Origin of the sequence: Klebsiella sp. JN_Kp121 (assembly GCF_040062145.1) — a bacterium.
Classification (GTDB): domain Bacteria; phylum Pseudomonadota; class Gammaproteobacteria; order Enterobacterales; family Enterobacteriaceae; genus Klebsiella; species Klebsiella aerogenes.
Genome location: NZ_JBEAHX010000028.1, coordinates 14,335 through 37,160 on the forward strand (window position 1 = coordinate 14,335; position 22,826 = coordinate 37,160).

The following is a 22,826-nucleotide window of genomic DNA, read 5'->3' on the forward strand; positions in this document are numbered from 1 at the left end:
TCCAGGAATAAACTGAAACCGGTTGATGTTTGCTGTCCCCGATCATCAAACCGGCGTTCGGGTTTGATTTGCCGCCAGCAGCGCTTTGAGTTCCGGAATACAGGAACCACAGTTGGTGCCACACTTGAGCTTCGCGCCAAGCGCCTCTACGCTGACGCAGCCGCCGGCAATAGCCTCGCCGATCTGCCGCTCGCCGATACTAAAGCAACTACAGATAGTCTGCCCACGCGGCGCGCTGTCGCCGCCCTTACGGCCGCTGAGCAACGCATGGCGTAGCCCGGCGGTCTGCGGCGGCGTCCGAAACGCCGTATACAGCCATTCAGCATCGATTTGCGGCGGCTTAATATCGCTCCAGCAGCCGAGCATCAATTGCCCGTCGTGCCAGGCCAGTAGGTTCCACAGCCCGCCGCCCTCGGCAATTTGCAACTGCCATCCCTGCTTGCGACACCACTCGGTCAGCCAGCTTTGCGGGCCGGTATCCGCGGCCAGCGACAAATGGCTAAGCCCTACCGCCGCCCGTCGCCGCCAGTGCAGCGAGGATGGCAACGGTAAGGGCTCGCGAGATAATAGCTCCCCTTGCCACGCCGGCCGCCACGGCGCTATCGCCACCGCCGACTGCTTGCTCTCCGGCTGCCCGGAATGCGGATCGGTGACCGCCGCCAGTAAATTATTGACCCGTCCCTGACGGGCAAACTGATTATTCCAATGCATCGGCACAAAGAGCGAACCGGCGCGCTGCCCTTCGCTGACTATCACCTTCGCAATCATCACGCCGTGGCGCGACCAGACGCGAGCCAGTTCTCCCTCACGTAATTGAAAGCGACGCGCATCGGCAGGCGCCACCTCGACGACCGGTTCGGCAATGTGCTGCATCAACCGCGGTATTTCGCCGGTGCGGGTCATGGTATGCCACTGATCGCGAATACGTCCGCTATTGAGGATTAATGGATAAAATGCCTCGGTCTGCGCCCGGGTCGGCTGCGGCGACACCGGCACCATCCGCAACCTGCCGTCGCCGTGCCAGCCCTCCGTTAACCGCCAGGGCGCGGCGCTGCGGCTCACCGGCCAGCGCACCGGCGCCAGGGCATCCCACGCCTCTCGGCTGAGGTCCGCCAGCCCGCCAATATCAAACGCCCGCTGACCATCATTTTCAAACCCTGAGAGCGCCGCGTGTTCACAAAATACCTCATGCGGATGTTGCCATGAAAAAGCTCGGGCATAACCTAATTCGGCGGCGAGACGGGAAATGATCCACCAGTCGGCTTTCGCCTCCCCCGGCGGCGGCAAAAAAGCCCGCTGACGCGAAATTCGCCGCTCCGAGTTGGTCACGGTACCATTTTTTTCGCCCCATGCCAGCGCCGGAAAGCGGATATGGGCAAAGCGCCCCGTATCAGTATTGGCGGCGACATCGGAGACCATCACCAGGGGACACCTGGACAGCGCCTGACTCACCGCGTGGCTATCGGGCAGTGAGACCACCGGATTGGTCCCCATAATCCACACCGCTTTGACCTCGCCGCGTCCAATCGCGGCGAAGAGTTCGACGGCGGTTAGTCCCGGCGTCTGCGCCAGTCGCTCGCTGCCCCAAAAGCGCGCTAATCGCTGCAGGTCCTGCGGCTCAAAATTCATATGCGCTGCCAGCATCGTCGCCAGTCCGCCCACTTCACGCCCGCCCATGGCGTTGGGTTGACCGGTCAGCGAAAACGGCCCGCAGCCGCGGCGGGCAAACTTCCCGCTGGCAAGATGGACATTGATAATCGCGTTGCACTTATCGCTGCCGCTGGCGGACTGATTAATTCCCATGGTGTACAGCGTGATGGCGCGAGGCGCAGCGATAAAATCACGATAAAAGCGAGCCACTTGCTCCGGCGCCAGGCCGCAGAAAGCGGCCGCTTTTTCCACGCTCCACTGCGCGGCGATGGTCAGCGCCTGCCGCTGGTCGCGAAAACCCGCCGCCATTCCACCGCTGGCGGCAATGGCATTTAGCAGGCCGACAAATAGCCCGCCATCGCTACCGGGCGCCAACGCCAGATGATCGTCGGCAATATCGCAGGTCGCGGTGCGTCGCGGATCCACCACCACGATCCGCAACCGCGGATTATCGCGTTTCGCCTGCGCCAACCGCTGATAGAGAACCGGATGCGCCCAGGCGGCGTTGGAGCCCACCAGCACCACCAGATCGCTCTGCTCGACATCTTCATAGCTGCACGGCACGACGTCCGCGCCGAGCGCCCGCTTATAGCCGGTGACCGCCGATGACATACATAACCGCGAATTCGTATCGATATTGGCGGCGCCGATAAAGCCCTTCATCAACTTGTTGGCGGCGTAATAATCCTCAGTTAACAGCTGACCGGAAGCGTAAAACGCCACCGCCTGCGGACCGTAGCGCTCAATAATGTCGCGCAGACGTGAACCCGCCTCCGCCAGCGCCTGCGGCCAGCCGACCGCCCGGCCATCGACTTCAGGGTGTAATAACCGCCCGCTAAGCGAGGTCGTTTCCCCAAGCGCTGCCCCTTTTACGCACAAGCGGCCAAAGTTAGCGGGATGGTTTTCATCGCCGCGAACCGTGACGGTTCCACTGGGTTCAACGCGGGCGATAACTCCGCAGCCGACGCCGCAGTATGGACAGGTGGTTCGGGTTTCACTCATCAGCTCGCCTCCGCGCGCAGCAGCAATGCCTGGTTGCCGACCCACACTTTGCCCTGTTCGATCTTCACCGGCCACGCGCGCACCGACGGCTCGCCGCTGTCGTACAAGCGACCATCTCGCAAGCGAATCCGCTGTTTATACAGCGGCGAAATAACGATCGGCTCGCCGCCCGCGTCGCCTAAAATGCCGCGCGATAACACGTTGGCCTCGCTGCCGGGTTCCTGGTTATCCAGCGCATAAACTTGCTCGCCGAAGCGGAACAGCGCAATCTGCCGCTCGCCGAGGCGCGCGCCGATCCCCGCCTGCGGCGGGATCGCGTCCAGATCGCAGATCGCCTGCCACGGCCGCGACGGCAGGGCCGGTTGCCCAAGCCCTTGCGGCGCCACCAGCTGAGGCTGACCGCGTAGGATTTGCCGCTGCACCGCCTCATCGGCCTCATCGCTGTTAACGTAGGAACGGAATAGCGCCAGCCGCTGTGGATCGTTCAGGGTGGTCTGCCATTCGCACTGGTAGCTATCCACCACCCGCGCCATCTCCTGCTCCAGCTCATCGCCGATACCGAGACTATCGTGCAAGATCACCTCGCGTAGATACGCCACGCCGCCTTCAAGGTTATCCATCCAGCTACTGGTGCGCTGCAGGCGGTCGGCGGTGCGAATATAAAACATCAACAACCGATCGACGGTACGGATTAGGCTGGCGTCATCAAGGTCACTCGCAAAGAGGTCCGCATGGCGCGGTTTCATCCCGCCGTTGCCGCAGACGTAAAGATTCCAGCCCTTTTCAGTCGCAATAACCCCAATGTCTTTACCTTGCGCTTCGGCACATTCGCGGGTACAGCCCGAGACCGCCATTTTGATTTTATGCGGCGCGCGCAGCCCCTTGTAACGATGTTCAAGCCTTACCGCCAGCCCCGTTGAATCCTGAACCCCATAGCGGCACCAGGTCGAGCCGACGCAGGATTTTACCGTGCGTAATGATTTGCCGTAGGCGTGTCCGGTTTCAAATCCCGCCGCCGCCAGCTCGCGCCAGATGTCCGGCAGTTGCTCCAGCCGCGCGCCAAACAGGTCGATACGCTGTCCTCCGGTCACTTTACTGTACAGCTGGTAACGTTTGGCGATCTGGCCGATAGCGATAAGCCCGTCCGGTGTCACTTCGCCTGCGGCCATCCGCGGCACCACCGAGTAAGTACCGTCTTTCTGAATATTGGCGAAGTAGCGATCGTTGGTGTCCTGCAGCGGCAGATGCGCCGGTTTCAGCAGATACTCATTCCAGCAGGAGGCCAGTACCGACGCCACCAGCGGTTTACACACTTCACAGCCGTGGCCCTGCCCGTAACGGCTAATGAGCTGATCGAAGGTATGGATGTGGTTGACTCGTACCAGATGATAGATCTCCTGCCGCGACCACGGAAAATGCTCGCAGATATCTTTTTTAACCTCGACGCCCTGCCCGGCAAGCTGGTGCTCCATCACCTGTTTGACCAGCGCGCTGCAGCCGCCGCAGCCGGTCGCCGCTTTAGTGCAGCTTTTGATTGCCGCCATATCACCCGCTCCGGCGCTGACCGCCTGACAAATGTCCCCCTTACTGACGTTATGGCAAGAGCAAATCTGCGCGCTATCCGGCAGTGCCGCCACGCCCAGCGCTTTCGTCGTGGCCCCATCCATGGCAGGGAGGATCAGACTTTCCGGACGAGACGGTAGCGCCATGCCGTTCAGCATCATCTGCAACAGCGTCGCGTAGTCACCGGCATCGCCCACCAATACGCCGCCCAGCAGCGTTTTGCCATCAGCGCTGACAACGATCTTTTTGTAGATCTGCCGCGGACCATCGGTCCATTGATAGCTCTGGCAACCAGCTGTACGTCCGTGAGCATCGCCAAACGACGCTACATCCACGCCGAGCAGTTTGAGTTTGGTGCTCATATCGGCACCGCTAAAGCGGGCGGTTTCGCCGGCCAACTGCGCCGCCGCGGTGCGCGCCATGTGGTAGCCCGGCGCCACCAGGCCATAAATTTTGTTGTCCCACAGCGCGCATTCGCCAATCGCCAATATATCTGCGTCCGAGGTCCGGCAGTGGTCATCGATACCGATACCGCCGCGTTCGCCGATTGCCAGGCCTGCGCCGCGCGCCAGCGCATCCTGCGGGCGGATCCCGGCGGAAAAGACCACCATATCGGTCTGCAGCGTGCCGCCATCGGCGAAGTTAAGCTGCAGCCCGTCGGCGGTGCGCACTATCGCCGTCGTCGCTTTGCTGGTGTGCACGCCAACCTCAAGATCGAGAATTTTCTCCCGCAGCATCGCCGCGCCGCCGTTATCCAGCTGCACCGCCATCAGGTTGGCGGCGAACTCCACCACATGGGTCTTAAGCCCCAACTGTTTTAACGCGTTGGCGGCTTCCAGCCCCAACAGCCCGCCTCCAATGACCACCCCGCTCTGCGCAGTGGCGGCGCGGGCGGCAATGCGGTCAAGATCGTCAAGCGTACGATAGACGAAGCAGCCTTCTTCATCGTTACCGGGGATTGGCGGCACGAAGGGATAGGAGCCGGTCGCCAGCACCAGCTTATCCCAATGGGTTTCATGGCCGTGGGCATCGCGCACGATTCGCGCCGGACGATCGATTTCCGCGATCGTCTCTCCTAGCCGCAGCTCAATGCCGTACTGGCTAAAAAAGTTTCCCTCTACCAGCGATAGCGACTCTGCGCTGCGCCCGGCGAAATATTCCGAGAGATGAACCCGGTCATAGGCGGCATAGCGCTCTTCGCCAAAAACCACGATACGGTACTGCTGGTGCAGGTTCCGGCTCACGCATTGCTCAAGAAAATGGTGGCCGACCATGCCGTGTCCGACCAGCACTAATACAGGTTTAGTCATCGTCATTTTTCCTGCAGCCCGCGGCTGCGTTATAGAAGGGTCAAAAAGCCACTCCGCTGAAGGGGACCTATCGCTGCCGAGCAGCGCGGTAAGCGGCGCCGCCTGCTGGCAGTCGCCCAGCAGCAGCACGCCGTGCAACCGGCCATCGCGGATCAGCAGGCGACGGTAGTGGCGATCGATGGGGTCCCAACTGCTGTAGATCTGGTCCTGCTCGCCGGCCCGCTGTTCGCCGGCGCTAAAAAACTCGATACCGGTGACCTTCAGCCGGGTGCCGCCGTCCTGCCAGCTGAATTCTTCGCCGGGAGCCCCGCACAGGCGTTCAACTAACACATCGGCCTGGCGCAAGCAGGGAGCCACCAGCCCCCAGGTTTGGCCGTCAATCTCACAACACTCGCCGATAGCGCTGATCCCCGGCAGCGAGGTCGCCATCCGGCGGTCGACGATAATCCCCCGCTGGCAGGCTACGCCGCTGCGCGCCGCCAGACGGATATCCGGCCGCACTCCGGTGGCCAACACCACCCGGCTGGCGGCAAAAGCGCGCCCGTCCTCCAGCCGCACATGCTGCTCGTCAATAGCGGCAATTCGGCTCTCCAGCTCGCAGCGGATGCCGCGTGCCTCAAGCTGTTGTTTTAACTGTTCCGCGGCAAAAGCATCGGTAAGCGGCTCCATCAAACCGCTACCGCGATGGAGTAGCGTCACTTCCCCACCGTGACGGCGCAGCGCCGCCGCGACCTCCACGCCCAATACGCCACCGCCGATTACCACCGCCGGGCCGGGGATTGCCAGGATGTCTTTAACATCCGCCAGGGTGCGAAAGGCGAATACCTGCGGGCGCTCAATACCCGGCAGCGACGGGATAAACGGCTGCGACCCGGTGGCGAACACCAGTTCATCCCATTCCAGCCAGTCGCCGCCGACGCGCAGCCTCCGCCCCGCGACATCCACTTCGCTGACCGCCTCGCCAAGCCGCACGCGGACACCATGCTGTGCGTACCACTCCGTCGGCAGCAGTTGGATTTGCGCCGCCGTTTTTTCCCCGCCGAGTACCGGCGAGAGCTGAATGCGGTTGTAGGCCGGCTGCGGTTCATCGCCGATAAGCGTGATGATGAAACGCCCCTGCGCGCGCGCCGCCAGCTTCTCTGCCAGCCGGGTTGCCGCCATACCGTTGCCGATAATTACCAGTCGCCGCATCATTCCGCCTTAGGCCGCTTTCGGCTGCTTTTCGTAGAGGAAATGGAGGATCTGCTGACGCAGGTGGTGGTAGTGGTTATCTTCCGCCAGCTGGACCCGGTTACGCGGACGCGGCAGATTAACGTCAAGGATCTCGCCGATCGTCGCGGCCGGTCCATTGGTCATCATTAACACCCGGTCGGAAAGCAGCACCGCTTCATCGACGTCGTGGGTGATCACGACAATGGTGGTGTTCAGTTCCTGCTGGATGTGCATTACCGCGTCCTGCAGATGGGCTCGGGTGAGCGCGTCCAGCGCGCCAAAAGGCTCATCAAGCAGTAACACTTTTGGCTTCATCGCCAGCGCGCGCGCGATGCCAACCCGCTGTTTCATACCGCCGGAGATCTCCCCCGGCCGTTTGTGCAGCGCGTGCCCCATCTGTACTCGCTGTAAATTGTGTTCGATCCACTCCCGGCGCTCTGCCTTGCTCATGGTACGGCGAAACACCTGATCCACCGCCAGCGCCACGTTGTCAAAACAGCTCAGCCATGGCAGCAGCGAATGGTTCTGGAACACCACCGCCCGCTCCGGTCCCGGGCCGGAAATTTCACGGTTATCGCATAGCAGCCCGCCCTCAGTGGGCTGGGTAATCCCGGCGATCAGATTCAACAGCGTGGATTTGCCGCATCCGGAGTGGCCAATCAGACTGATGGTTTCCCCTTCGTGAATATCAAAAGAGACGTTTTGCAGCGCCAGGAACTCGCCGCTGGCGGTGTTAAAGCATTGACTGACGGCCTGTACCTGAATTAATGGTTTCATAGCGACTCCTTATTTTTCCTGCCAGCTGAAGCGGCGGGCGAGCAATATGAGCCCCTGTTCTAGCAGCAGGCCGACAACGCCGATAATGACGATGGCGATGATGATGTTTTCCACATTGAGGTTGTTCCATTCATTCCAGATCCAAAACCCGATACCCAACCCGCCGGTCAGCATCTCGGCGGCGACGATCACCAGCCAGGCAATGCCTATCGACAGCCGCACGCCGGTTAATACCGCGGGCAGCACTGCCGGAAAGAGGATTTTGCGCATCACCGTCCATTCCGACAGCTGCAGCACGCGAGCCACATTGAGATAGTCCTGCGGGATACGCCTGACGCCTTCCGCGGTGTTAATGACCATCGGCCAGATAGAGCAGATAAAAATGGTCCAGCTGGAAGCCGGTTCCGCCTTCTGGAACAGCAGCAGGCCAATCGGTAACCACGCCAGCGGACTCACCGGGCGCAGCAGCGCGATGAGCGGGTTAAACATTCGCGCAAAGAACAGCGAGCGGCCGATAAGAAAGCCCAGCGGAATACCGGCCAGCGCCGCTAAACCAAAGCCCACCGCGACCCGCTGTAGCGAAGCCAACACGTTCCAGCCGATGCCCATATCGTTCGGTCCGTCGCGGTAGAAGGGGTCGGAAAACAGCGTCAGCGCCGAATCCAGAGTGCTCAACGGCGTCGGGAAGCCTTTCGCGCCAATCGCCGCCAGCTGCCAGCCGAGCAGCAGTAGAGCCAGGCCCAGCAGCGGCGGCAGTAGACGCTGCAGCGCGGCGTTCAGCCAGCACCTGGCGGACGGCGTAGCTTTGCGCACCTGCAGCGGCGGCAGGACAATGATTTCGCCCGGCGCGGTTGAGGTCTGCGCGCGCGGCTGCGTGTTAATGGCTGGTTTCATCTCATGCCCCCTTATGTTAAATGGCGAAACTGGCGGCATACCCTTCCGGGTCGACGCCGTTCCACACTTTGCCGTCCAGCAGCGTGCTGCTGCGTAAAGTTTGCGTTGGCGCAGTGATGCCGCCCACGGCCTGCGCCGCCTCTTTCCACAGGTCGATGCGGTTGATACGCTGCGCTACCGCCTGATAATCCGGCGCGCTTTTCAGCAGGCCCCAGCGGCGGAATTGGGTTAAGAACCACATGCCGTCGGAGAGCCACGGATAGCTGGCTTCCCCCTGCTGGAAGAAGCGCATGGGATGAGCGTCGCGCCAGCGTTTGCCGATGCCATTGTCGTATTCGCCAAGCATGCGCCCGCTAAGGTACTGTTCTTTGGTGTTGAGCCACGCCCGTCTGGCGAGGATCCGCGCGGTTTCGCGGGTGTTGTCGGCAGACGCTTCAATCCAGCGCTGGGCCTCCAGCAGCGCCGCCACCAGCGCCCTTGCGGTATTTGGGTAGCGCGCCACCCAATCGCTGCGCGCGCCGAGGATTTTTTCCGGATGATCCGCCCAGATTTGCTGGCTGGTTGCTGCCGTAAAACCAATGCGATCGTTGATCGCCCGCGCGTTCCACGGTTCGCCGACGCAGAAGCCGACCATATTGCCGATGCGCATGTTCATCACCATTTGCGGCGGCGGCACGACCACCATGCGCACATCGGCGAAGGGGTCGATACCGGCGTTCGCCAGCCAGTAATAGAGCCACATCGCATGGGTGCCGGTAGGAAAGGTGTGGGCGAAGGTGTAGCTGCCCGGCGCTTTTTGGTCGATCAGCCGCTTGAGCCCATGACCATCGCTCACGCCTTGCGCCTGCAGGTCACTTGAAAGGGTGATTGCCTGACCGTTGCGGTTCAGGGTCATCAGGTTGGCCATCTGCTGCGGTTTGCCGGCAATACCAAGCTCAAGGCCATACAGCATGCCGTAGAGGATATGCGCCGCATCGAGTTCGCCGGCGACCAGCTTATCGCGCACCGCCGCCCAGCTGGCCTCCTTACTTGGCTGCAGGCTAATGCCATACTTTTTATCGAATCCTTTCAATGCCGCAATCGCCAGCGGCGCGCAGTCGGTTAGCGGGATGAATCCGACCCGCACGGTGGCCAACTCCGGCTTATCGGAACCCGCCGCCCACGCCGCCTGCATCACTCCGGGCAGCAGCATAGCGCCGCCCAGCGCCGCCCCGGCCTGCAAAAAGCGCCGTCGTGAAATGAAAACTTTATCGCCCATAGCCGCTCCAGAACGCGCAAAAAAAAGCGCCCGGCAGTGCTTTCGCACCGCAGGACGCCTTTATCCAGAGACCTTCAGACCGCCGTTGGTCCGTTGTCTCAAATTGTTGATTCACTCAAGTTCAGTAATGCAAAGCGGATGCCAATTTGTGTTATTGCCCGCCAGACGTTGTTTTACCGCTCTCCGCGTCAACTATTGCACCATCGTCAGGCAATGCCTGCCCGCTGATTGTGCATTCAATTTGACGATGAGTCCGGCAGCAGAGCTTTCACCGTCAGCAGCGCGCGGGCGATTTCGACCATCCGCTGGTTCTTATCCATCGCCATTTTACGCAACGCCTGCCAGGCCTGTTCTTCCTGCATTCCCTGATGGCTCATCAGCAGCGCTTTCGCTTTATCTATAATCTTGCGCTCCTCAAACGCGGCTTGCAGCGAGGCCAGTTGGCCGGAGAGTTGCTCAAGTTCCCACGCCTGCTGGCGGACCAGCGGCAGCAGCTGCTTATCCAGGCGCAAAGTCAGGCTATCGCCGCACTCTTCTTCAGGCCATTGCAGCGGCGGCATATCGTCTTCTCCACGTTCGAGCAGTTGCCGGGTCGCGCTGAGCAGGTCGGCAATCAACGCCTCCTCCAGACTGCGCATCTGCTCAAGCCGTTCAGTTTGCAGGCTAAACCAGCGCTGCGCCGCGGCCCCTTCGTCCGCCGAGGGCTGGCGGGTACAGGCGATGCGCCGCAGTTGCTCAATCTCGCGCCCGGCTTCGCAACCCTGCAGCAGCTCAAGCGCCCGCGGCAGACCGGAGAGCGCCTGAAAGCTGTCAAAACAGGGCTGCTGACCGTCAATGCGGTCAACCAACTGCTGACGGAGCTCGCCGTTAAATTGGCCGCGCGCGAAGCCCAACGCTCCCAGCGCGCGCTCCTGGCCCGCCAGCTCTTTACCCTGCATAAAGCTGTACAGGGCGACCATGCGCCCGGCGATCTGCGGATCGTCTATGGTGTCATTCAACTGCGGCACAATATTCAATAAATGGCGAATAATACGGCTAAAGCGCTGAGTGGCCTCCTGAGCGTCCACCGCGCGGCCTTGCACCGCCGCTCGCAGCGCCGGAAGCTGCGCCAGATACCATACCGCGCTGGCTATACGCCAACACAGCGCGCTGCTGGCGGATTCCCGCGCCGGTTGTAGCGCGGCATAAAAAGCGCTTAAGCGCGCGTCCACCAGCGCCCCGCCAGCCCGACGCTCGGCGTCATACAAGCGGCCCTCGGAAGAGAGCCACATATTGGAGGCGCCGCGCTCGCACTGCAGCATATGGACCAACCCACTTATTTCGCTCGCCAGCGTCCCTTGCTGCGTTAGCTTGCGGAGCTGCTGTTTTTGTAGCTGGCGCGCATAATGAAACCAGCCGATTGCTTCAGGCGTCATGCCGGTCGTATTATTCATACCCCCTCCCGAATTACGTCTTTAGATAAAGCTAAGCAATAACCATGCCTGATAAAAGGAGTCTTTATGCAACGTATTGTGATTGTCGCCAACGGAGCCGCTTACGGCAGTGAATCCTTGTTTAATAGCCTGCGCCTGGCTATCGCCCTGCGTGAGCAGGAGTCAGACCTCGATCTGAAGCTGTTTTTAATGTCCGATGCGGTGACCGCCGGGCTACGCGGGCAGAAACCGGCGGAAGGCTATAACATCCAGCAGATGCTGGAGATCCTCACCGCGCAGAATGTGCCGGTAAAACTCTGCAAGACCTGTACGGACGGACGCGGGATCACCCATTTGCCATTAGTAGATGGCGTGGAAGTGGGAACGCTGGTCGAGCTGGCGCAGTGGACGCTGGCGGCGGATAAAGTGCTGACCTTCTGAATTAACCGCCATTAACAGGATTAAATGTCAGGCTGGTGGGCATTGCTGATGCAAAAGTACGCCAGCTGAACGCTTTCAGGAAGATTGTCATTTTTGTTTAATCGTTATCCATTTTGTTGATCGAAATCATCATCCACACGCTCCCCCTTTGGTGTTATGCAACGAGCAAAGTGTGAACGATATCACGCGCGGGTTGATGAATTCAGAGACAGAAACGGGGTATGAAAATGGCAATGGTAAAAGCAAGTTTAACGTTATTCGGCGGTGATACGCTGGTGGTGCGCTGTTCAGAGCGCTGTCATATTCACTTAATGAGCGCCAAGGCCGCCGGCGACAGCCACGCCGATATTTTTAGCGTGCAGGACAGGGACAGCGCTTATCTCACCGTGCCCTACAGCGGCACCTGGAACGTGCTGATCGACAGCCATAGTCAGTCCCTCGAGCACTCCATTAGCTACGTTCCCGCCTGAATCTCCACGCCCGGTAAACCGGGCGTTTTATGCGAGCCCGGGTTGGCTCGCCTCGCCGACCAGATGTCGCACCTGGATAATCAGATCGTCAAGACTGGCGTCGCGCATGCCAAGCTTGCGTAATTCCTGATCCAACGAAAAGAGATACTGGGCATTGGTGCCGAGCGGCCCGCTGGCGCGGGCTATCAGCGGCGCGATGGTTTGTGCGCTGGTATCAGATTCATACAGTGGGTGGCGCGGATCCATAATAAACACCAGCGCATTCACCGTACGCCCATCGTCCAACTCAAGACGGCACCAGGTTGGCAAATAGCAGCCGGTGATCATTTCCCGCTTCCACAGAAGCGTCAGCTCTTGCTCCAGCGTCTCATCCGGCAGACGATAGGCCACGCCGGTGGTACGCCCGCCTTCCTTCAACGCCAACATCCTGCCCGGCTGATGTGCGCTGCCGCGACCGGCGGTCAGGCGCAGGCAAAACGCGCGATGCCAACCCGGCAGCGTACCGGTGCAGGATTCGCTGTATTCCAGCGCCGGGTTCCACATCAACGAACCGTAGCCGAAAATCCACACCGAACCGTTATCCGGACGACAGGCCAGAGTCGCCGCCAACGAGGCCGCCCGCTGCTCCGCCGACCACAGCAGCGATTCCTCAATCGCGCCAAACGCCGTTTTACAATCCGCATTCATTAAGAAATCACGAGTTAACACTTTCTACTACCTCCGCCACTGCCTGCTTCCCGGCGATAATCTGTGCCATCCGTGAATATTGCTGAATTATTATCCAGCTTTATTACTCAATAAGCAATTAACGGAGCGTTGACAAGGGGGCTGACAAAAAATTAGATCGCAAAAGTGATTACTTTTTCTTATGCCATTTGTCGTCATCGCCTTTTTGGTAATCATTTTTCACCGCCGCCCAGGCGACTTTATGCGCCGTCTCCTCACGGCTGGCATCATCGCGACGGTCGGCTTTATCTTTATATTGATCCCACGCGCTATTGAAAGCTTCTTTATAAATTTCCTGCGCGTGTTCCGGCAAGACGTGCTGAACGCTATCGGGAAGTTCTTGTTTACTACGGTAAGGCATAATGACCTCCAGAATCAGGGTAAAAGCTAAGTCTGGAACACAATTCCCGGGTTGGCAAATGAAAGGAATATTGAGAAATGATTTTTATTAATCATCTGAAAAGTATGTATAAAACATACGTAATAGCCTTTTTTAGCAGACCAACGCATTTCTTATGCAAGAGTGGTAAATTTAAGTAAAAATACAAATTAAACCTATCAATGTCTGTTATTTTATCAACTTACGTTATCTATAATTATAACACCTGCATAAATGGAGATGGTTCATGACACATGCACATGAGGCGGTTAAGACCCGCCACAAGGAGACCTCCCTCGTTTTTCCGGTTTTAGCACTGGTGGTGCTGTTTCTCTGGGGAAGCAGTCAATCACTACCAGTGGTCGTTGCGATTAATATTCTGGCGCTGGTCGGGATTCTGAGTAGCGCATTTAGCGTGGTTCGCCATGCCGACGTTCTTGCTCACCGCCTCGGCGAGCCCTATGGTTCATTAATTTTGAGCCTGTCAGTGGTCATTCTTGAAGTGAGCCTCATTTCCGCATTAATGGCGACCGGCGACGCCGCGCCAACGCTAATGCGCGATACGTTATATTCAATCATTATGATCGTCACCGGCGGTCTGGTCGGCTTCTCTTTACTGCTGGGCGGACGTAAATTCGCCACGCAGTATATGAATTTGTTTGGTATCAAGCAGTATCTGATCGCCCTCTTCCCGCTGGCGATTATCGTACTGGTATTCCCGATGGCGTTACCGGGCGCCAATTTCAGCACCGGCCAGGCGCTACTGGTGGCGCTGATTTCCGCCGCCATGTATGGCGTATTCCTGCTCATTCAGACCAAAACACACCAGAGCCTGTTTGTGTACGAGCATGAAGATGACAGCGACGATGACGACCCGCATCACGGTAAGCCCTCGGCGCATAGCAGCGGCTGGCACACGGCCTGGTTACTGGTACACCTGGTTGCGGTTATCGCCGTTACCAAAATGAACGCTAATCCGCTGGAAACGCTGTTGACCAGCATGAACGCGCCGGTGGCCTTTACCGGTTTCCTGGTGGCGCTATTGATTCTCTCGCCGGAAGGACTCGGCGCCTTGAAAGCGGTGCTGAACAACCAGGTACAGCGCGCGATGAATTTGTTCTTCGGTTCGGTGCTGGCGACGATTTCCCTGACGGTGCCTGTCGTCACGCTTATCGCCTTCCTTACCGGCAATGAACTCCGCTTCGGTTTGGGAGCGCCGGAAATGGTGGTGATGGTGGCGTCGCTGGTGCTGTGCCACATTTCGTTCTCAACCGGGCGCACCAATGTCCTTAACGGCGCGGCGCATCTGGCGCTGTTCGCCGCCTACCTGATGACGATATTTGCCTGACCGGGTAATCAGTAATAAAGCCCAAAAAAAAGCCTGTCGGTGGCGAAACCGGCAGGCTTTTTTACAGCTCAGCGAAACTTAGTTGCTGGTATCCAGCTCGTCGAAGCTTTTCACCAGATCGTCGATCGCTTTCATTTGCTTCAGGAACGGTTCCAGTTTAGCCAGCGGCAGCGCGGACGGGCCGTCACATTTCGCGTGATCCGGATCCGGATGCGCTTCAATGAACAGACCGGCGATACCCACCGCCATCCCGGCGCGAGCCAGTTCCGTCACCTGAGCGCGGCGACCGCCTGAAGCAGCGCCAAACGGGTCGCGGCACTGCAGGGCGTGGGTCACGTCAAAGATGACCGGCGAGTTGTTGGACGCTTTCTTCATTACGCCGAAGCCGAGCATATCAACGACCAGGTTGTCGTAGCCGAAATTAGCGCCGCGATCGCACAGGATCACTTTGTCGTTCCCGCCTTCAATAAATTTATCAACGATGTTGCCCATCTGGCCCGGGCTGACGAATTGCGGTTTCTTGACGTTGATGACAGCGCCGGTTTTAGCCATCGCTTCCACCAGGTCAGTCTGACGCGCGAGGAACGCTGGCAGCTGAATCACGTCAACCACATCGGCCACCGGCTGCGCCTGGCTGGCTTCGTGGACGTCGGTGATGATTTTCACGCCGAAGGTCTGCTTCAGCTCCTGGAAAATCTTCATCCCTTCTTCCAGACCCGGCCCACGATAGGAGTGAATGGAAGAACGGTTGGCTTTATCAAAAGAGGCTTTGAACACATACGGAATGCCCAGCTTTTGCGTGACGGTCACATAGTGTTCGCAGATACGCATCGCAAGATCGCGGGACTCCAGCACGTTCATTCCGCCAAACAGCACGAACGGCAGGTCGTTTGCTACGTTGATATCACCAATGCTAACCACTTTTTGTTTCATAAGATCGCCTTATCAGGGTGTAACCGGAATGGTTCCAGACTAATGCAATGTAATTTGTTTATGTGAAATCGTGTTGATCTGCGCACGGATCATCTCGCTAATCGGATCCTCCGGACACTGCTCAACGAAATAATTGAGATCCAACAGCGCCACGTGATCGCACTCCAGTTGGGCATAGATAAGCCCGCGGTCGCGAATTTCATACGGGTCTTCGGGATTGAACTGCAGCAGCGCTTCGCTGGCGCGTAGGGCCAGCTCCATCTGCCGCTCTTCCATCAACGCCGATTTCAGCGTATCGAGCAGTTTGCGGATCACTTCGGCGTTATCGGCCTCATCGAGATCTTCATTGAACAGTTCTGCCACCGGGCTGATATTCCCCTTCAGCCACACCTCAAGCGTGTGTTCATCAAGCGTCTCGCCGTTGAATGGGTTAATCAGCCACATCTCTTCGCTGGCTTCCGGGTCGGCGCGCAGCAGCATCTGCGTGGGGAAAATAACCGGTACCACCGGTAAATCCAGACGCTGGGCAATCCATAATAGAATCGCCCCCAGCGACACGGCGCTCCCCTGGCGATTCACCAGCACTTTATCCAGCCATAACGCATCGGACAGACGATAAATGCCCTGCGACGCGCCGAAGCCCCACTCGTGATAGAACAATTCCAGCAGCCGGTCGAGCTGACGCTCCTGATCCCAGGAGGTGGCAATCTCTTCCTGCGCCAGTGTTAACAACCGCTGCAACTCATCCTGCACAAAGTGCGTCGGAAAGTCGTCGCGGATCAATTCAGAAATGAGGACCATGCCTTCGCATAATGGCGCTTTGTTAAATTCGAAATCAGCTAATGACCTCATGCCTTACCCCAGTAACGGTATTCTTGTGATGGCGAGTTGAACGATGAAGAACAACACCACCAGCGCCAGCAGAAAGGCGATGAACCGGGTCTGCTGGCGGCGCGGGCGACGTCGGCCCAACGCAATAAATCCTAATGCGATGTAAATGATAACGCCAAACAGCTTTTCAGTCAGCCATGCGCCATCTTCGGTAAACGGCAGATAGTGCGTAATCGCCATTAATCCCGCGCCGCTGAGAAACAGCAGCGTATCGCTACAATGCGGCGCGATACGCACCCAGCGCTGGTTGAGCATCGCGCTGCCGCTGTAGGTCCACCAGTAACGCAGCACGAAAAGCCCGACGGATGTCACCACGCAGGCAATATGCAAATAGAGTACTGCAGTAAATAAATTCATTCGCCGGCTTGCTCCTTGTGCGGCCAACGCCCGAGAGTCAGACGTTCGTTATCGCCATAATCGCGGCAGGTCTCGACATCGAGATAACCTGCTTCATTAAACAATGCGCGTACCGCCTCGCCCTGCTTCCAGCCATGCTCCAGTAGCATATAAGCGTTGGGTAACAAGTACTGACGCCCTTCACGGATGATATGCGCTAAATCGGCCAGCCCCTGGTCGGCGGCGACCAATGCCGTTCTCGGCTCAAAGCGGACATCGCCCTCGGCAAGATGCGGATCGGTTTCATCGATATAGGGGGGATTACTGACAATCATCGCGAACCTCTGCCCCTTGAGCGCGCTAAACCAGTCGCTCTGCAGCACGGTCACGTTGTTGAGAGCGAGATGGGCGGCATTGCGCGCGGCGAGCGCCGCGGCGTCAGGCATAAAATCAACGGCAGTGACCTTGCAGTCCGCCCGCTCGCTGGCCAACGCCAGGGCGATAGCGCCGGTGCCGGTGCCAAGATCCAGGATACGGCAGGCCGTCTGCGGCAAGCGTACCAGCGCCTGCTCGACCAGGCATTCGGTGTCGGGCCGCGGGATCAGCGTCGCCGGCGAGACAAACAGCGGCAGCGACCAGAACTCGCGCTGACCAACCAGATGAGCCACCGGCTCGCCGTTGAGGCGGCGCGCCAGCAATGCTTCCAGCTCCGCCAACTGTTCCGCCGTCAATACGGTTTCGTCAAAAGCGAGGATCCAGGTCCGCGCTTTGCCGGTGACGTGCCCCAGTAAGATCTCGGCGTCGCGACGCGGGCTGTCGCTCGCGCCGAGCCGGGCTATTGCCTGAGTAAGCCACTGTCGAAAGGTCATCATTCCTGCTCGGAAAGCGCCGCCAGCTGGTCAGCCTGGAATTCCTGCACAATCGGTTCGATCAGCATATCCAGTTTGCCTTCCATGGTTTCATCCAGACGGTAAAGAGTCAGGTTGATACGGTGGTCGGTCACGCGCCCCTGTGGGAAGTTGTAGGTACGATTGCGGTCGCTGCGGTCGCCGCTGCCCAGCAGGTTACGGCGGGTAGACGCTTCCGCCTGCTGACGCTTGGCGACTTCGGCGGCGCGAATACGCGCACCCAGCACCGACAGCGCCTTGGCTTTGTTTTTATGCTGTGAACGTTCGTCCTGACACTCAACGACGATACCGGTCGGCAAGTGGGTAATACGGATAGCGGAGTCGGTGGTGTTGACGTGCTGACCGCCCGCGCCCGAGGAGCGGAAGGTATCAATACGCAGGTCCGCCGGATTGATATCCGGCATTTCGGCTTCCGGCAGCTCCGGCATCACCGCCACGGTACAGGCGGAGGTGTGGATACGCCCCTGGGATTCGGTCGCCGGAACGCGCTGGACGCGATGGCCGCCGGATTCAAATTTCAGCCGCCCATAGACGCCGTCGCCGCTGATCTTGGCAATCACTTCTTTAAATCCGCCATGTTCGCCTTCGTTGGCGCTCATGATTTCGACCCGCCAGCGGCGGGCTTCGGCGTAGCGGGTGTACATGCGGAAGAGATCCCCGGCGAACAGCGCCGCTTCATCGCCGCCGGTACCGGCGCGAACTTCGACAAAAGCGTTACGTTCATCGTCCGGATCTTTCGGCAGCAGCAGCACCTGCAGCTGTTGTTCCAGCGCTTCGCTTTTTTCTTTGGCATCGCGCAGCTCTTCCTGCGCCATTTCGCGCATTTCCGGATCGTCGAGCATCATCTGCGCGGTTTCGATATCGTCCTGCACCTGGCGCCAGTCGGTATAGCAGCGGGCAACATCGCCAAGCTGCGCATATTCGCGCGACAGCGCGCGGAAACGGTCCTGGTCGGCAATGGTGGCGGCGTCGCCAAGCAGCGCCTGAACTTCTTCATGGCGTTCGTACAGAGCTTCCAGTTTAGCAACAATAGAAGGCTTCATAGGCGTGAATTCACCCTGTCTTTAAATAGAGAAATGTGCGCTATTCCAGCCCGAGGCTGTTGCGCAGAATATGCAGGCGTTCATCATCCCCGTCACGGGCAGCCTGCTGAAGAGATTTGGTTGGAGCGTGGATCAGGCGGTTGGTCAGCTTACGGGCCAGATCTTGCATAATTTCCTGCGCATCGCCGCCCTGCTCCAGCGCGGCAAGCGCTTTCGCCGTCAGCTCCTCGCGAACCTGCTCGGATTGGGAACGATATTCGCGGATAGTCTCGCTGGCGCTTTGGGCGCGCAGCCAGGCCATAAATTCGCTGGTTTCCTGCTCGACGATCGATTCCGCCTGCACCGCCGCGGCCTTACGCTGCGCCAGATTGTGCTGAATGATATTTTGCAGGTCATCAACGCTGTACAGATAGGCGTTGGCCAGCTTGCCGACTTCCGGCTCGACGTCGCGGGGCACCGCGATATCCACCAGCAGCATCGGCTGATTGCGGCGCGCCTTCAGCGCGCGCTCGACCATCCCTTTGCCGATGATCGGCAGCGGGCTGGCGGTAGAACTGATAATAATATCGGCGTCTTTTAAACGCTCGTCGATATCGCTGAGGGCGATAACTTCCGCGCCGACTTCATCCGCAAGCGCCTGGGCGCGTTCACGGGTGCGGTTGGCAATCACCATTTTGCGAACGTTATGTTCGCGCAGATGGCGGGCGACCAGTTCGATAGTTTCCCCCGCGCCAACCAGTAACACCGTGACGCTGGAGAGCGATTCAAAAATTTGTCGCGCCAGCGTACAGGCAGCGAAGGCAACGGAAACGGCGCTGGCGCCGATATCGGTTTCGGTACGCACGCGCTTAGCCACCGAGAACGATTTCTGGAACATGCGCTCCAGTTCGCTGACGTTCAGATGGCCGCGGCTGGAATCCGCAAACGCTTTTTTCACCTGCCCGAGGATTTGCGGCTCGCCAAGCACCAGCGAATCCAGGCCGCTGGCGACACGCATCAGATGGCTGACGGCGTCGTTATCCTGATGCCAATAAAGACTTTTACGTAGGTCTTCTTCATTCAGGCCGTGGAAGTCACATAGCCAGCGGATCAGCGCTTCCTGCAGGTTGTCCTGCTCTTCAACGCTGAGATATAGCTCCGTGCGATTACAGGTTGATAACACCACCCCGCCCTGCACCATCGGCTGAGCCAATAAGCTCTCCAGCGCCTTGTCGAGCGTATCCGGCGAAAACGTTACGCGTTCTCGCAGCGCTACCGGAGCTGTTTTGTGGTTGATGCCAAGAGCTAAAAGGGTCATGGTGAGGGAATAGTACCAGCGTTGCTAAGGTTAGTCTGAGCGCATCATACAGGATGCGCGTACTCAATAAAAGAGACGCCCCCCTTTTGGAGTAATAGTCAGGGCTTAATAGCCACTAACGGTAATTTTTTGATTTCAGACAACTTGAACGTAGACGCTATCGGCCAGCGACGCTAGCATTAAGGGTTATTATTGCAACCCGCTACACAAATCGGTGTGCGAACCATCAGTCGCCGCATTTCACTGTAGACATCAAGGATTTGTCATCATTATGAATCGACTGTTCCGCCTGCTGCCGTTGGCAAGCCTCGTTCTGACCGCCTGTGCAATCAATACTCCGCCGCAAGGGCCCGGCAAAAGCCCGGACTCCCCGCAATGGCGCCAGCACCAGCAGGATGTCCGCAACCTTAACCAGTTCCAGACCCGCGGGGCGTTTGCCTATCTTTCCGATGAGCAGAAAGTGTATGCCCGTTTCTTCTGGCAACAAACCGGCCAGGACCGCTACCGCCTGCTGCTGACCAACCCGCTTGGCAGCACCGAACTGTCATTAACCGCGCAGCCGGGCGGCGTCCAATTGATTGACAACAAAGGCCAGACCTACAACGCCACCGATGCCGAAGAGATGATTGGCCGCCTGACCGGCATGCCGATCCCGCTTAACAGCCTGCGTCAGTGGATTATCGGCCTGCCGGGCGATGCCACCGACTATTCGCTGGATGACCAGTACCGCCTGCGCGAACTCAACTACACGCAGAACGGTAAAACCTGGCACGTGACCTACAGCGGCTACACCAGCGACACCAAACCCACCCTGCCGTCAAATATGGAACTCAACAACGGCAGCCAGCGCATCAAGCTGAAAATGGATAACTGGATTGTGAAATGATGAGTCGCTGGCCCGCCCCCGCAAAATTGAATCTGTTTTTGTATATCACCGGTCAACGCGCCGATGGTTATCACACGCTGCAGACGTTGTTTCAGTTTCTCGACTATGGCGACACGCTGACCATTGAACCGCGCCGCGACGGCAAACTGCGGTTGTTAACGCCGGTCGCCGGCGTGCCGGATGAAGAGAACCTGATTATTCGCGCCGCCAGGCTACTGATGGCGGCGGCGGAGTCTCACGGTCAACTCCCCGCAGGCAGCGGCGCGGATATCAGCATCGACAAACGCCTGCCTATGGGCGGCGGCTTAGGCGGCGGCTCTTCTAACGCCGCGACGGTGCTGGTAGCCCTCAATCATCTGTGGGGCTGCGGGCTTAGCGAAGACCAGCTGGCGACGCTTGGGCTACAGCTCGGCGCCGATGTCCCGGTTTTCGTTCGCGGTCACGCGGCGTTTGCCGAAGGGGTTGGCGAGATTCTCACCCCGGTCGATCCGCCGGAAAAATGGTATCTGGTCGCCCACCCGGGCGTAAGTATCCCGACGCCGATCATTTTTCGCGATCCGGAGTTACCACGAAATACCCCGAGCAGGTCAATTAATACCTTACTAAACTGTGAATTCGGCAACGATTGCGAGGTTATCGCAAGAAAACGTTTTCGTGAGGTTGATGCAACGCTTTCCTGGCTGTTAGAATACGCGCCGTCGCGCCTGACTGGCACAGGAGCCTGTGTGTTTGCTGAATTTGACACCGAATCCGCCGCTCGTCAGGTGCTGGAAAAAGCCCCGGAATGGCTGCAAGGCTTTGTTGCGCGAGGAATAAATGTCTCGCCGCTGAAGCAAGCCCTACTGAAGTAATTCTGCTTTTTGCATGAATAACGGCAAGTTTGCCGGGCAAACAGAGTATCGGTGACAACGTCACCCTGTTCCAGACGTTGCATCGTGCTCTTTAATACACCGCCTGGATGAGATGGCGCCGGCCCGCACAGTTTAATGGCCCGTTTCATCCACCACTGGACGCATGCCTGAGGTTCTTCTCGTGCCTGATATGAAGCTTTTTGCTGGTAACGCCACCCCGGAACTAGCACAACGTATTGCCAACCGCCTGTACACTTCTCTTGGCGACGCCGCTGTAGGTCGTTTTAGCGACGGCGAAGTCAGCGTACAAATCAACGAAAACGTACGCGGTGGTGATATTTTCATCATCCAGTCCACTTGTGCTCCCACCAATGACAACCTGATGGAATTGGTTGTTATGGTTGATGCCCTGCGTCGCGCTTCTGCAGGTCGTATCACCGCTGTTATCCCTTACTTCGGCTATGCCCGCCAGGACCGTCGCGTACGTTCCGCTCGTGTGCCAATCACCGCTAAAGTCGTCGCTGACTTCCTGTCCAGTGTCGGCGTTGACCGCGTACTAACCGTTGACCTGCACGCTGAACAGATTCAGGGCTTCTTTGATGTTCCTGTTGATAACGTATTCGGTAGCCCAATTCTGCTCGAAGATATGCTGCAGCTGAATCTGGACAACCCGATCGTGGTTTCTCCGGACATCGGCGGCGTGGTTCGCGCTCGCGCTATCGCGAAGCTGCTGAACGATACCGACATGGCGATCATCGATAAACGCCGCCCGCGCGCTAACGTTTCTCAGGTGATGCATATCATCGGCGACGTCGCTGGCCGTGACTGCGTGATGGTTGATGACATGATCGATACCGGCGGTACCCTGTGTAAAGCAGCGGAAGCGCTGAAAGAACGCGGTGCGAAACGTGTCTTCGCCTACGCGACTCACCCGATCTTCTCCGGCAATGCTATCCAGAACATTAAAAACTCTGTGATTGATGAATTCGTCGTCTGCGATACCATTCCGCTGACGCCGGAAATCAAAGCGCTGGACAAAGTCCGCACCCTGACCCTGTCAGGTATGCTGGCCGAAGCGATTCGTCGTATCAGCAACGAAGAATCCATTTCCGCTATGTTCGAGCACTAATCGAGCCCAGCCGAAAAACCCGCTGCGGCGGGTTTTTTTGTCTCTGGTTCATATTTGTATGACTAATGCCTCCTTCACCTGCCATTCAGTTGACAGATGATGCGCTCATG

The 22,826-nt window shown here is 58.4% G+C and carries 20 protein-coding genes; 6 read left to right on the plus strand and 14 right to left on the minus strand.

The window, feature by feature from the left end:
* Positions 1–45: 45 nt before the first annotated feature.
* The 6 genes from ABLU86_RS19235 to nasR form a co-directional block, all read right to left on the minus strand.
* On the minus strand, positions 46–2,652 hold the full coding sequence (locus ABLU86_RS19235) for a nitrate reductase (RefSeq protein WP_058675558.1): 2,607 nt from the start codon (positions 2,650–2,652) through the stop codon (positions 46–48).
* Entirely contained in the window at positions 2,652–6,719 is a 4,068-nt protein-coding gene (gene nirB / locus ABLU86_RS19240; protein ID WP_163374434.1) for a nitrite reductase large subunit NirB, read from the minus strand. The genes ABLU86_RS19235 and nirB overlap by 1 nt, the downstream gene beginning before the upstream one ends.
* A gap of 6 nt (positions 6,720–6,725) precedes the next feature.
* Complete coding sequence (locus ABLU86_RS19245) at positions 6,726–7,514, minus strand: ABC transporter ATP-binding protein (RefSeq protein ID WP_045361322.1); 789 nt, start codon at positions 7,512–7,514, stop codon at positions 6,726–6,728.
* Between the two features lie 9 nt (positions 7,515–7,523).
* Entirely contained in the window at positions 7,524–8,408 is an 885-nt protein-coding gene (ntrB, locus tag ABLU86_RS19250) for a nitrate ABC transporter permease (RefSeq protein WP_015367095.1), read from the minus strand.
* Positions 8,409–8,424: 16 nt separating this feature from the next.
* Positions 8,425–9,666 (minus strand): ABC transporter substrate-binding protein, encoded by a 1,242-nt coding sequence (locus ABLU86_RS19255; RefSeq protein WP_348796388.1) that lies wholly within the window; start codon positions 9,664–9,666, stop codon positions 8,425–8,427.
* Positions 9,667–9,902: 236 nt separating this feature from the next.
* The gene (nasR, locus tag ABLU86_RS19260) at positions 9,903–11,099 is read right to left on the minus strand and encodes a nitrate regulatory protein NasR (protein WP_015367098.1); all 1,197 of its coding nucleotides are present in this window, start codon (positions 11,097–11,099) and stop codon (positions 9,903–9,905) included.
* Between the two features lie 66 nt (positions 11,100–11,165).
* Here nasR and ABLU86_RS19265 point away from each other — a divergent pair, with 66 nt between their 5' ends.
* Entirely contained in the window at positions 11,166–11,519 is a 354-nt protein-coding gene (locus ABLU86_RS19265) for a DsrE/DsrF/TusD sulfur relay family protein (RefSeq protein WP_015367099.1), read from the plus strand.
* A gap of 227 nt (positions 11,520–11,746) precedes the next feature.
* Entirely contained in the window at positions 11,747–11,989 is a 243-nt protein-coding gene (locus ABLU86_RS19270) for a DUF1883 domain-containing protein (protein WP_015705086.1), read from the plus strand.
* A gap of 27 nt (positions 11,990–12,016) precedes the next feature.
* On the opposite strand, the gene ABLU86_RS19275 is transcribed toward ABLU86_RS19270, so the two are convergent.
* Positions 12,017–12,697 carry a gamma-glutamylcyclotransferase gene (locus tag ABLU86_RS19275; protein WP_015705085.1) on the minus strand — a complete coding sequence of 227 codons (681 nt, stop codon included), beginning with the start codon at positions 12,695–12,697 and terminating at the stop codon, positions 12,017–12,019.
* Positions 12,698–12,845: 148 nt separating this feature from the next.
* Positions 12,846–13,076, minus strand: a complete 231-nt coding sequence (gene chaB, locus ABLU86_RS19280; protein WP_015367102.1) for a putative cation transport regulator ChaB — start codon at positions 13,074–13,076, stop codon at positions 12,846–12,848.
* 265 nt (positions 13,077–13,341) lie between these two features.
* Between chaB and chaA the strand changes: the two genes are divergently transcribed.
* Positions 13,342–14,442: a sodium-potassium/proton antiporter ChaA gene (chaA, locus tag ABLU86_RS19285; protein WP_015367104.1), complete on the plus strand. Its 1,101-nt coding sequence runs from the start codon at positions 13,342–13,344 to the stop codon at positions 14,440–14,442.
* Positions 14,443–14,520: 78 nt separating this feature from the next.
* Here chaA and kdsA read toward each other — a convergent pair whose 3' ends face one another.
* Genes kdsA through hemA form a run of 6 tightly spaced genes read right to left on the minus strand, consistent with a single transcriptional unit; the run spans position 14,521 to position 19,850 of the window.
* Positions 14,521–15,375, minus strand: coding sequence for a 3-deoxy-8-phosphooctulonate synthase (kdsA, locus tag ABLU86_RS19290; RefSeq protein WP_015367105.1), 855 nt, complete (start codon positions 15,373–15,375; stop codon positions 14,521–14,523).
* A 39-nt stretch (positions 15,376–15,414) separates the two neighbouring features.
* Complete coding sequence (gene sirB1, locus ABLU86_RS19295; protein ID WP_015367106.1) at positions 15,415–16,227, minus strand: invasion regulator SirB1; 813 nt, start codon at positions 16,225–16,227, stop codon at positions 15,415–15,417.
* Positions 16,228–16,230: 3 nt separating this feature from the next.
* Positions 16,231–16,623 carry an invasion regulator SirB2 gene (sirB2, locus tag ABLU86_RS19300; protein WP_015367107.1) on the minus strand — a complete coding sequence of 131 codons (393 nt, stop codon included), beginning with the start codon at positions 16,621–16,623 and terminating at the stop codon, positions 16,231–16,233.
* On the minus strand, positions 16,620–17,471 hold the full coding sequence (gene prmC / locus ABLU86_RS19305; protein WP_045410870.1) for a peptide chain release factor N(5)-glutamine methyltransferase: 852 nt from the start codon (positions 17,469–17,471) through the stop codon (positions 16,620–16,622). The genes sirB2 and prmC overlap by 4 nt, the downstream gene beginning before the upstream one ends.
* Positions 17,471–18,553 (minus strand): peptide chain release factor 1, encoded by a 1,083-nt coding sequence (gene prfA / locus ABLU86_RS19310; protein WP_015367109.1) that lies wholly within the window; start codon positions 18,551–18,553, stop codon positions 17,471–17,473. Before prfA ends, prmC begins: the two co-directional genes overlap by 1 nt.
* Positions 18,554–18,593: 40 nt before the next feature.
* Positions 18,594–19,850 carry a glutamyl-tRNA reductase gene (hemA, locus tag ABLU86_RS19315; RefSeq protein WP_015367110.1) on the minus strand — a complete coding sequence of 419 codons (1,257 nt, stop codon included), beginning with the start codon at positions 19,848–19,850 and terminating at the stop codon, positions 18,594–18,596.
* A gap of 271 nt (positions 19,851–20,121) precedes the next feature.
* Here hemA and lolB point away from each other — a divergent pair, with 271 nt between their 5' ends.
* From lolB to prs, 3 genes are all read left to right on the plus strand, one after another.
* Entirely contained in the window at positions 20,122–20,736 is a 615-nt protein-coding gene (gene lolB / locus ABLU86_RS19320; RefSeq protein ID WP_015705083.1) for a lipoprotein insertase outer membrane protein LolB, read from the plus strand.
* Positions 20,736–21,587 carry a 4-(cytidine 5'-diphospho)-2-C-methyl-D-erythritol kinase gene (gene ispE, locus ABLU86_RS19325; protein ID WP_015367112.1) on the plus strand — a complete coding sequence of 284 codons (852 nt, stop codon included), beginning with the start codon at positions 20,736–20,738 and terminating at the stop codon, positions 21,585–21,587. The genes lolB and ispE overlap by 1 nt, the downstream gene beginning before the upstream one ends.
* A gap of 181 nt (positions 21,588–21,768) precedes the next feature.
* Complete coding sequence (gene prs, locus ABLU86_RS19330; protein WP_015367113.1) at positions 21,769–22,716, plus strand: ribose-phosphate diphosphokinase; 948 nt, start codon at positions 21,769–21,771, stop codon at positions 22,714–22,716.
* Positions 22,717–22,826: the final 110 nt, after the last annotated feature.

Bases quoted from the DNA above. Each gene is read 5' to 3' on its own strand.
- ABLU86_RS19235 (WP_058675558.1), bottom strand. From the start codon at position 2,652: ATGAGTGAAACCCGAACCACCTGTCCATACTGCGGCGTCGGCTGCGGA.
- nirB (WP_163374434.1), bottom strand. From the start codon at position 6,719: ATGATGCGGCGACTGGTAATTATCGGCAACGGTATGGCGGCAACCCGG.
- ABLU86_RS19245 (WP_045361322.1), bottom strand. From the start codon at position 7,514: ATGAAACCATTAATTCAGGTACAGGCCGTCAGTCAATGCTTTAACACC.
- ntrB (WP_015367095.1), bottom strand. From the start codon at position 8,408: ATGAAACCAGCCATTAACACGCAGCCGCGCGCGCAGACCTCAACCGCG.
- ABLU86_RS19255 (WP_348796388.1), bottom strand. From the start codon at position 9,666: ATGGGCGATAAAGTTTTCATTTCACGACGGCGCTTTTTGCAGGCCGGG.
- nasR (WP_015367098.1), bottom strand. From the start codon at position 11,099: ATGAATAATACGACCGGCATGACGCCTGAAGCAATCGGCTGGTTTCAT.
- ABLU86_RS19265 (WP_015367099.1), top strand. From the start codon at position 11,166: ATGCAACGTATTGTGATTGTCGCCAACGGAGCCGCTTACGGCAGTGAA.
- ABLU86_RS19270 (WP_015705086.1), top strand. From the start codon at position 11,747: ATGGCAATGGTAAAAGCAAGTTTAACGTTATTCGGCGGTGATACGCTG.
- chaB (WP_015367102.1), bottom strand. From the start codon at position 13,076: ATGCCTTACCGTAGTAAACAAGAACTTCCCGATAGCGTTCAGCACGTC.
- chaA (WP_015367104.1), top strand. From the start codon at position 13,342: ATGACACATGCACATGAGGCGGTTAAGACCCGCCACAAGGAGACCTCC.
- kdsA (WP_015367105.1), bottom strand. From the start codon at position 15,375: ATGAAACAAAAAGTGGTTAGCATTGGTGATATCAACGTAGCAAACGAC.
- sirB1 (WP_015367106.1), bottom strand. From the start codon at position 16,227: ATGAGGTCATTAGCTGATTTCGAATTTAACAAAGCGCCATTATGCGAA.
- sirB2 (WP_015367107.1), bottom strand. From the start codon at position 16,623: ATGAATTTATTTACTGCAGTACTCTATTTGCATATTGCCTGCGTGGTG.
- prmC (WP_045410870.1), bottom strand. From the start codon at position 17,471: ATGACCTTTCGACAGTGGCTTACTCAGGCAATAGCCCGGCTCGGCGCG.
- prfA (WP_015367109.1), bottom strand. From the start codon at position 18,553: ATGAAGCCTTCTATTGTTGCTAAACTGGAAGCTCTGTACGAACGCCAT.
- hemA (WP_015367110.1), bottom strand. From the start codon at position 19,850: ATGACCCTTTTAGCTCTTGGCATCAACCACAAAACAGCTCCGGTAGCG.
- lolB (WP_015705083.1), top strand. From the start codon at position 20,122: ATGAATCGACTGTTCCGCCTGCTGCCGTTGGCAAGCCTCGTTCTGACC.
- ispE (WP_015367112.1), top strand. From the start codon at position 20,736: ATGAGTCGCTGGCCCGCCCCCGCAAAATTGAATCTGTTTTTGTATATC.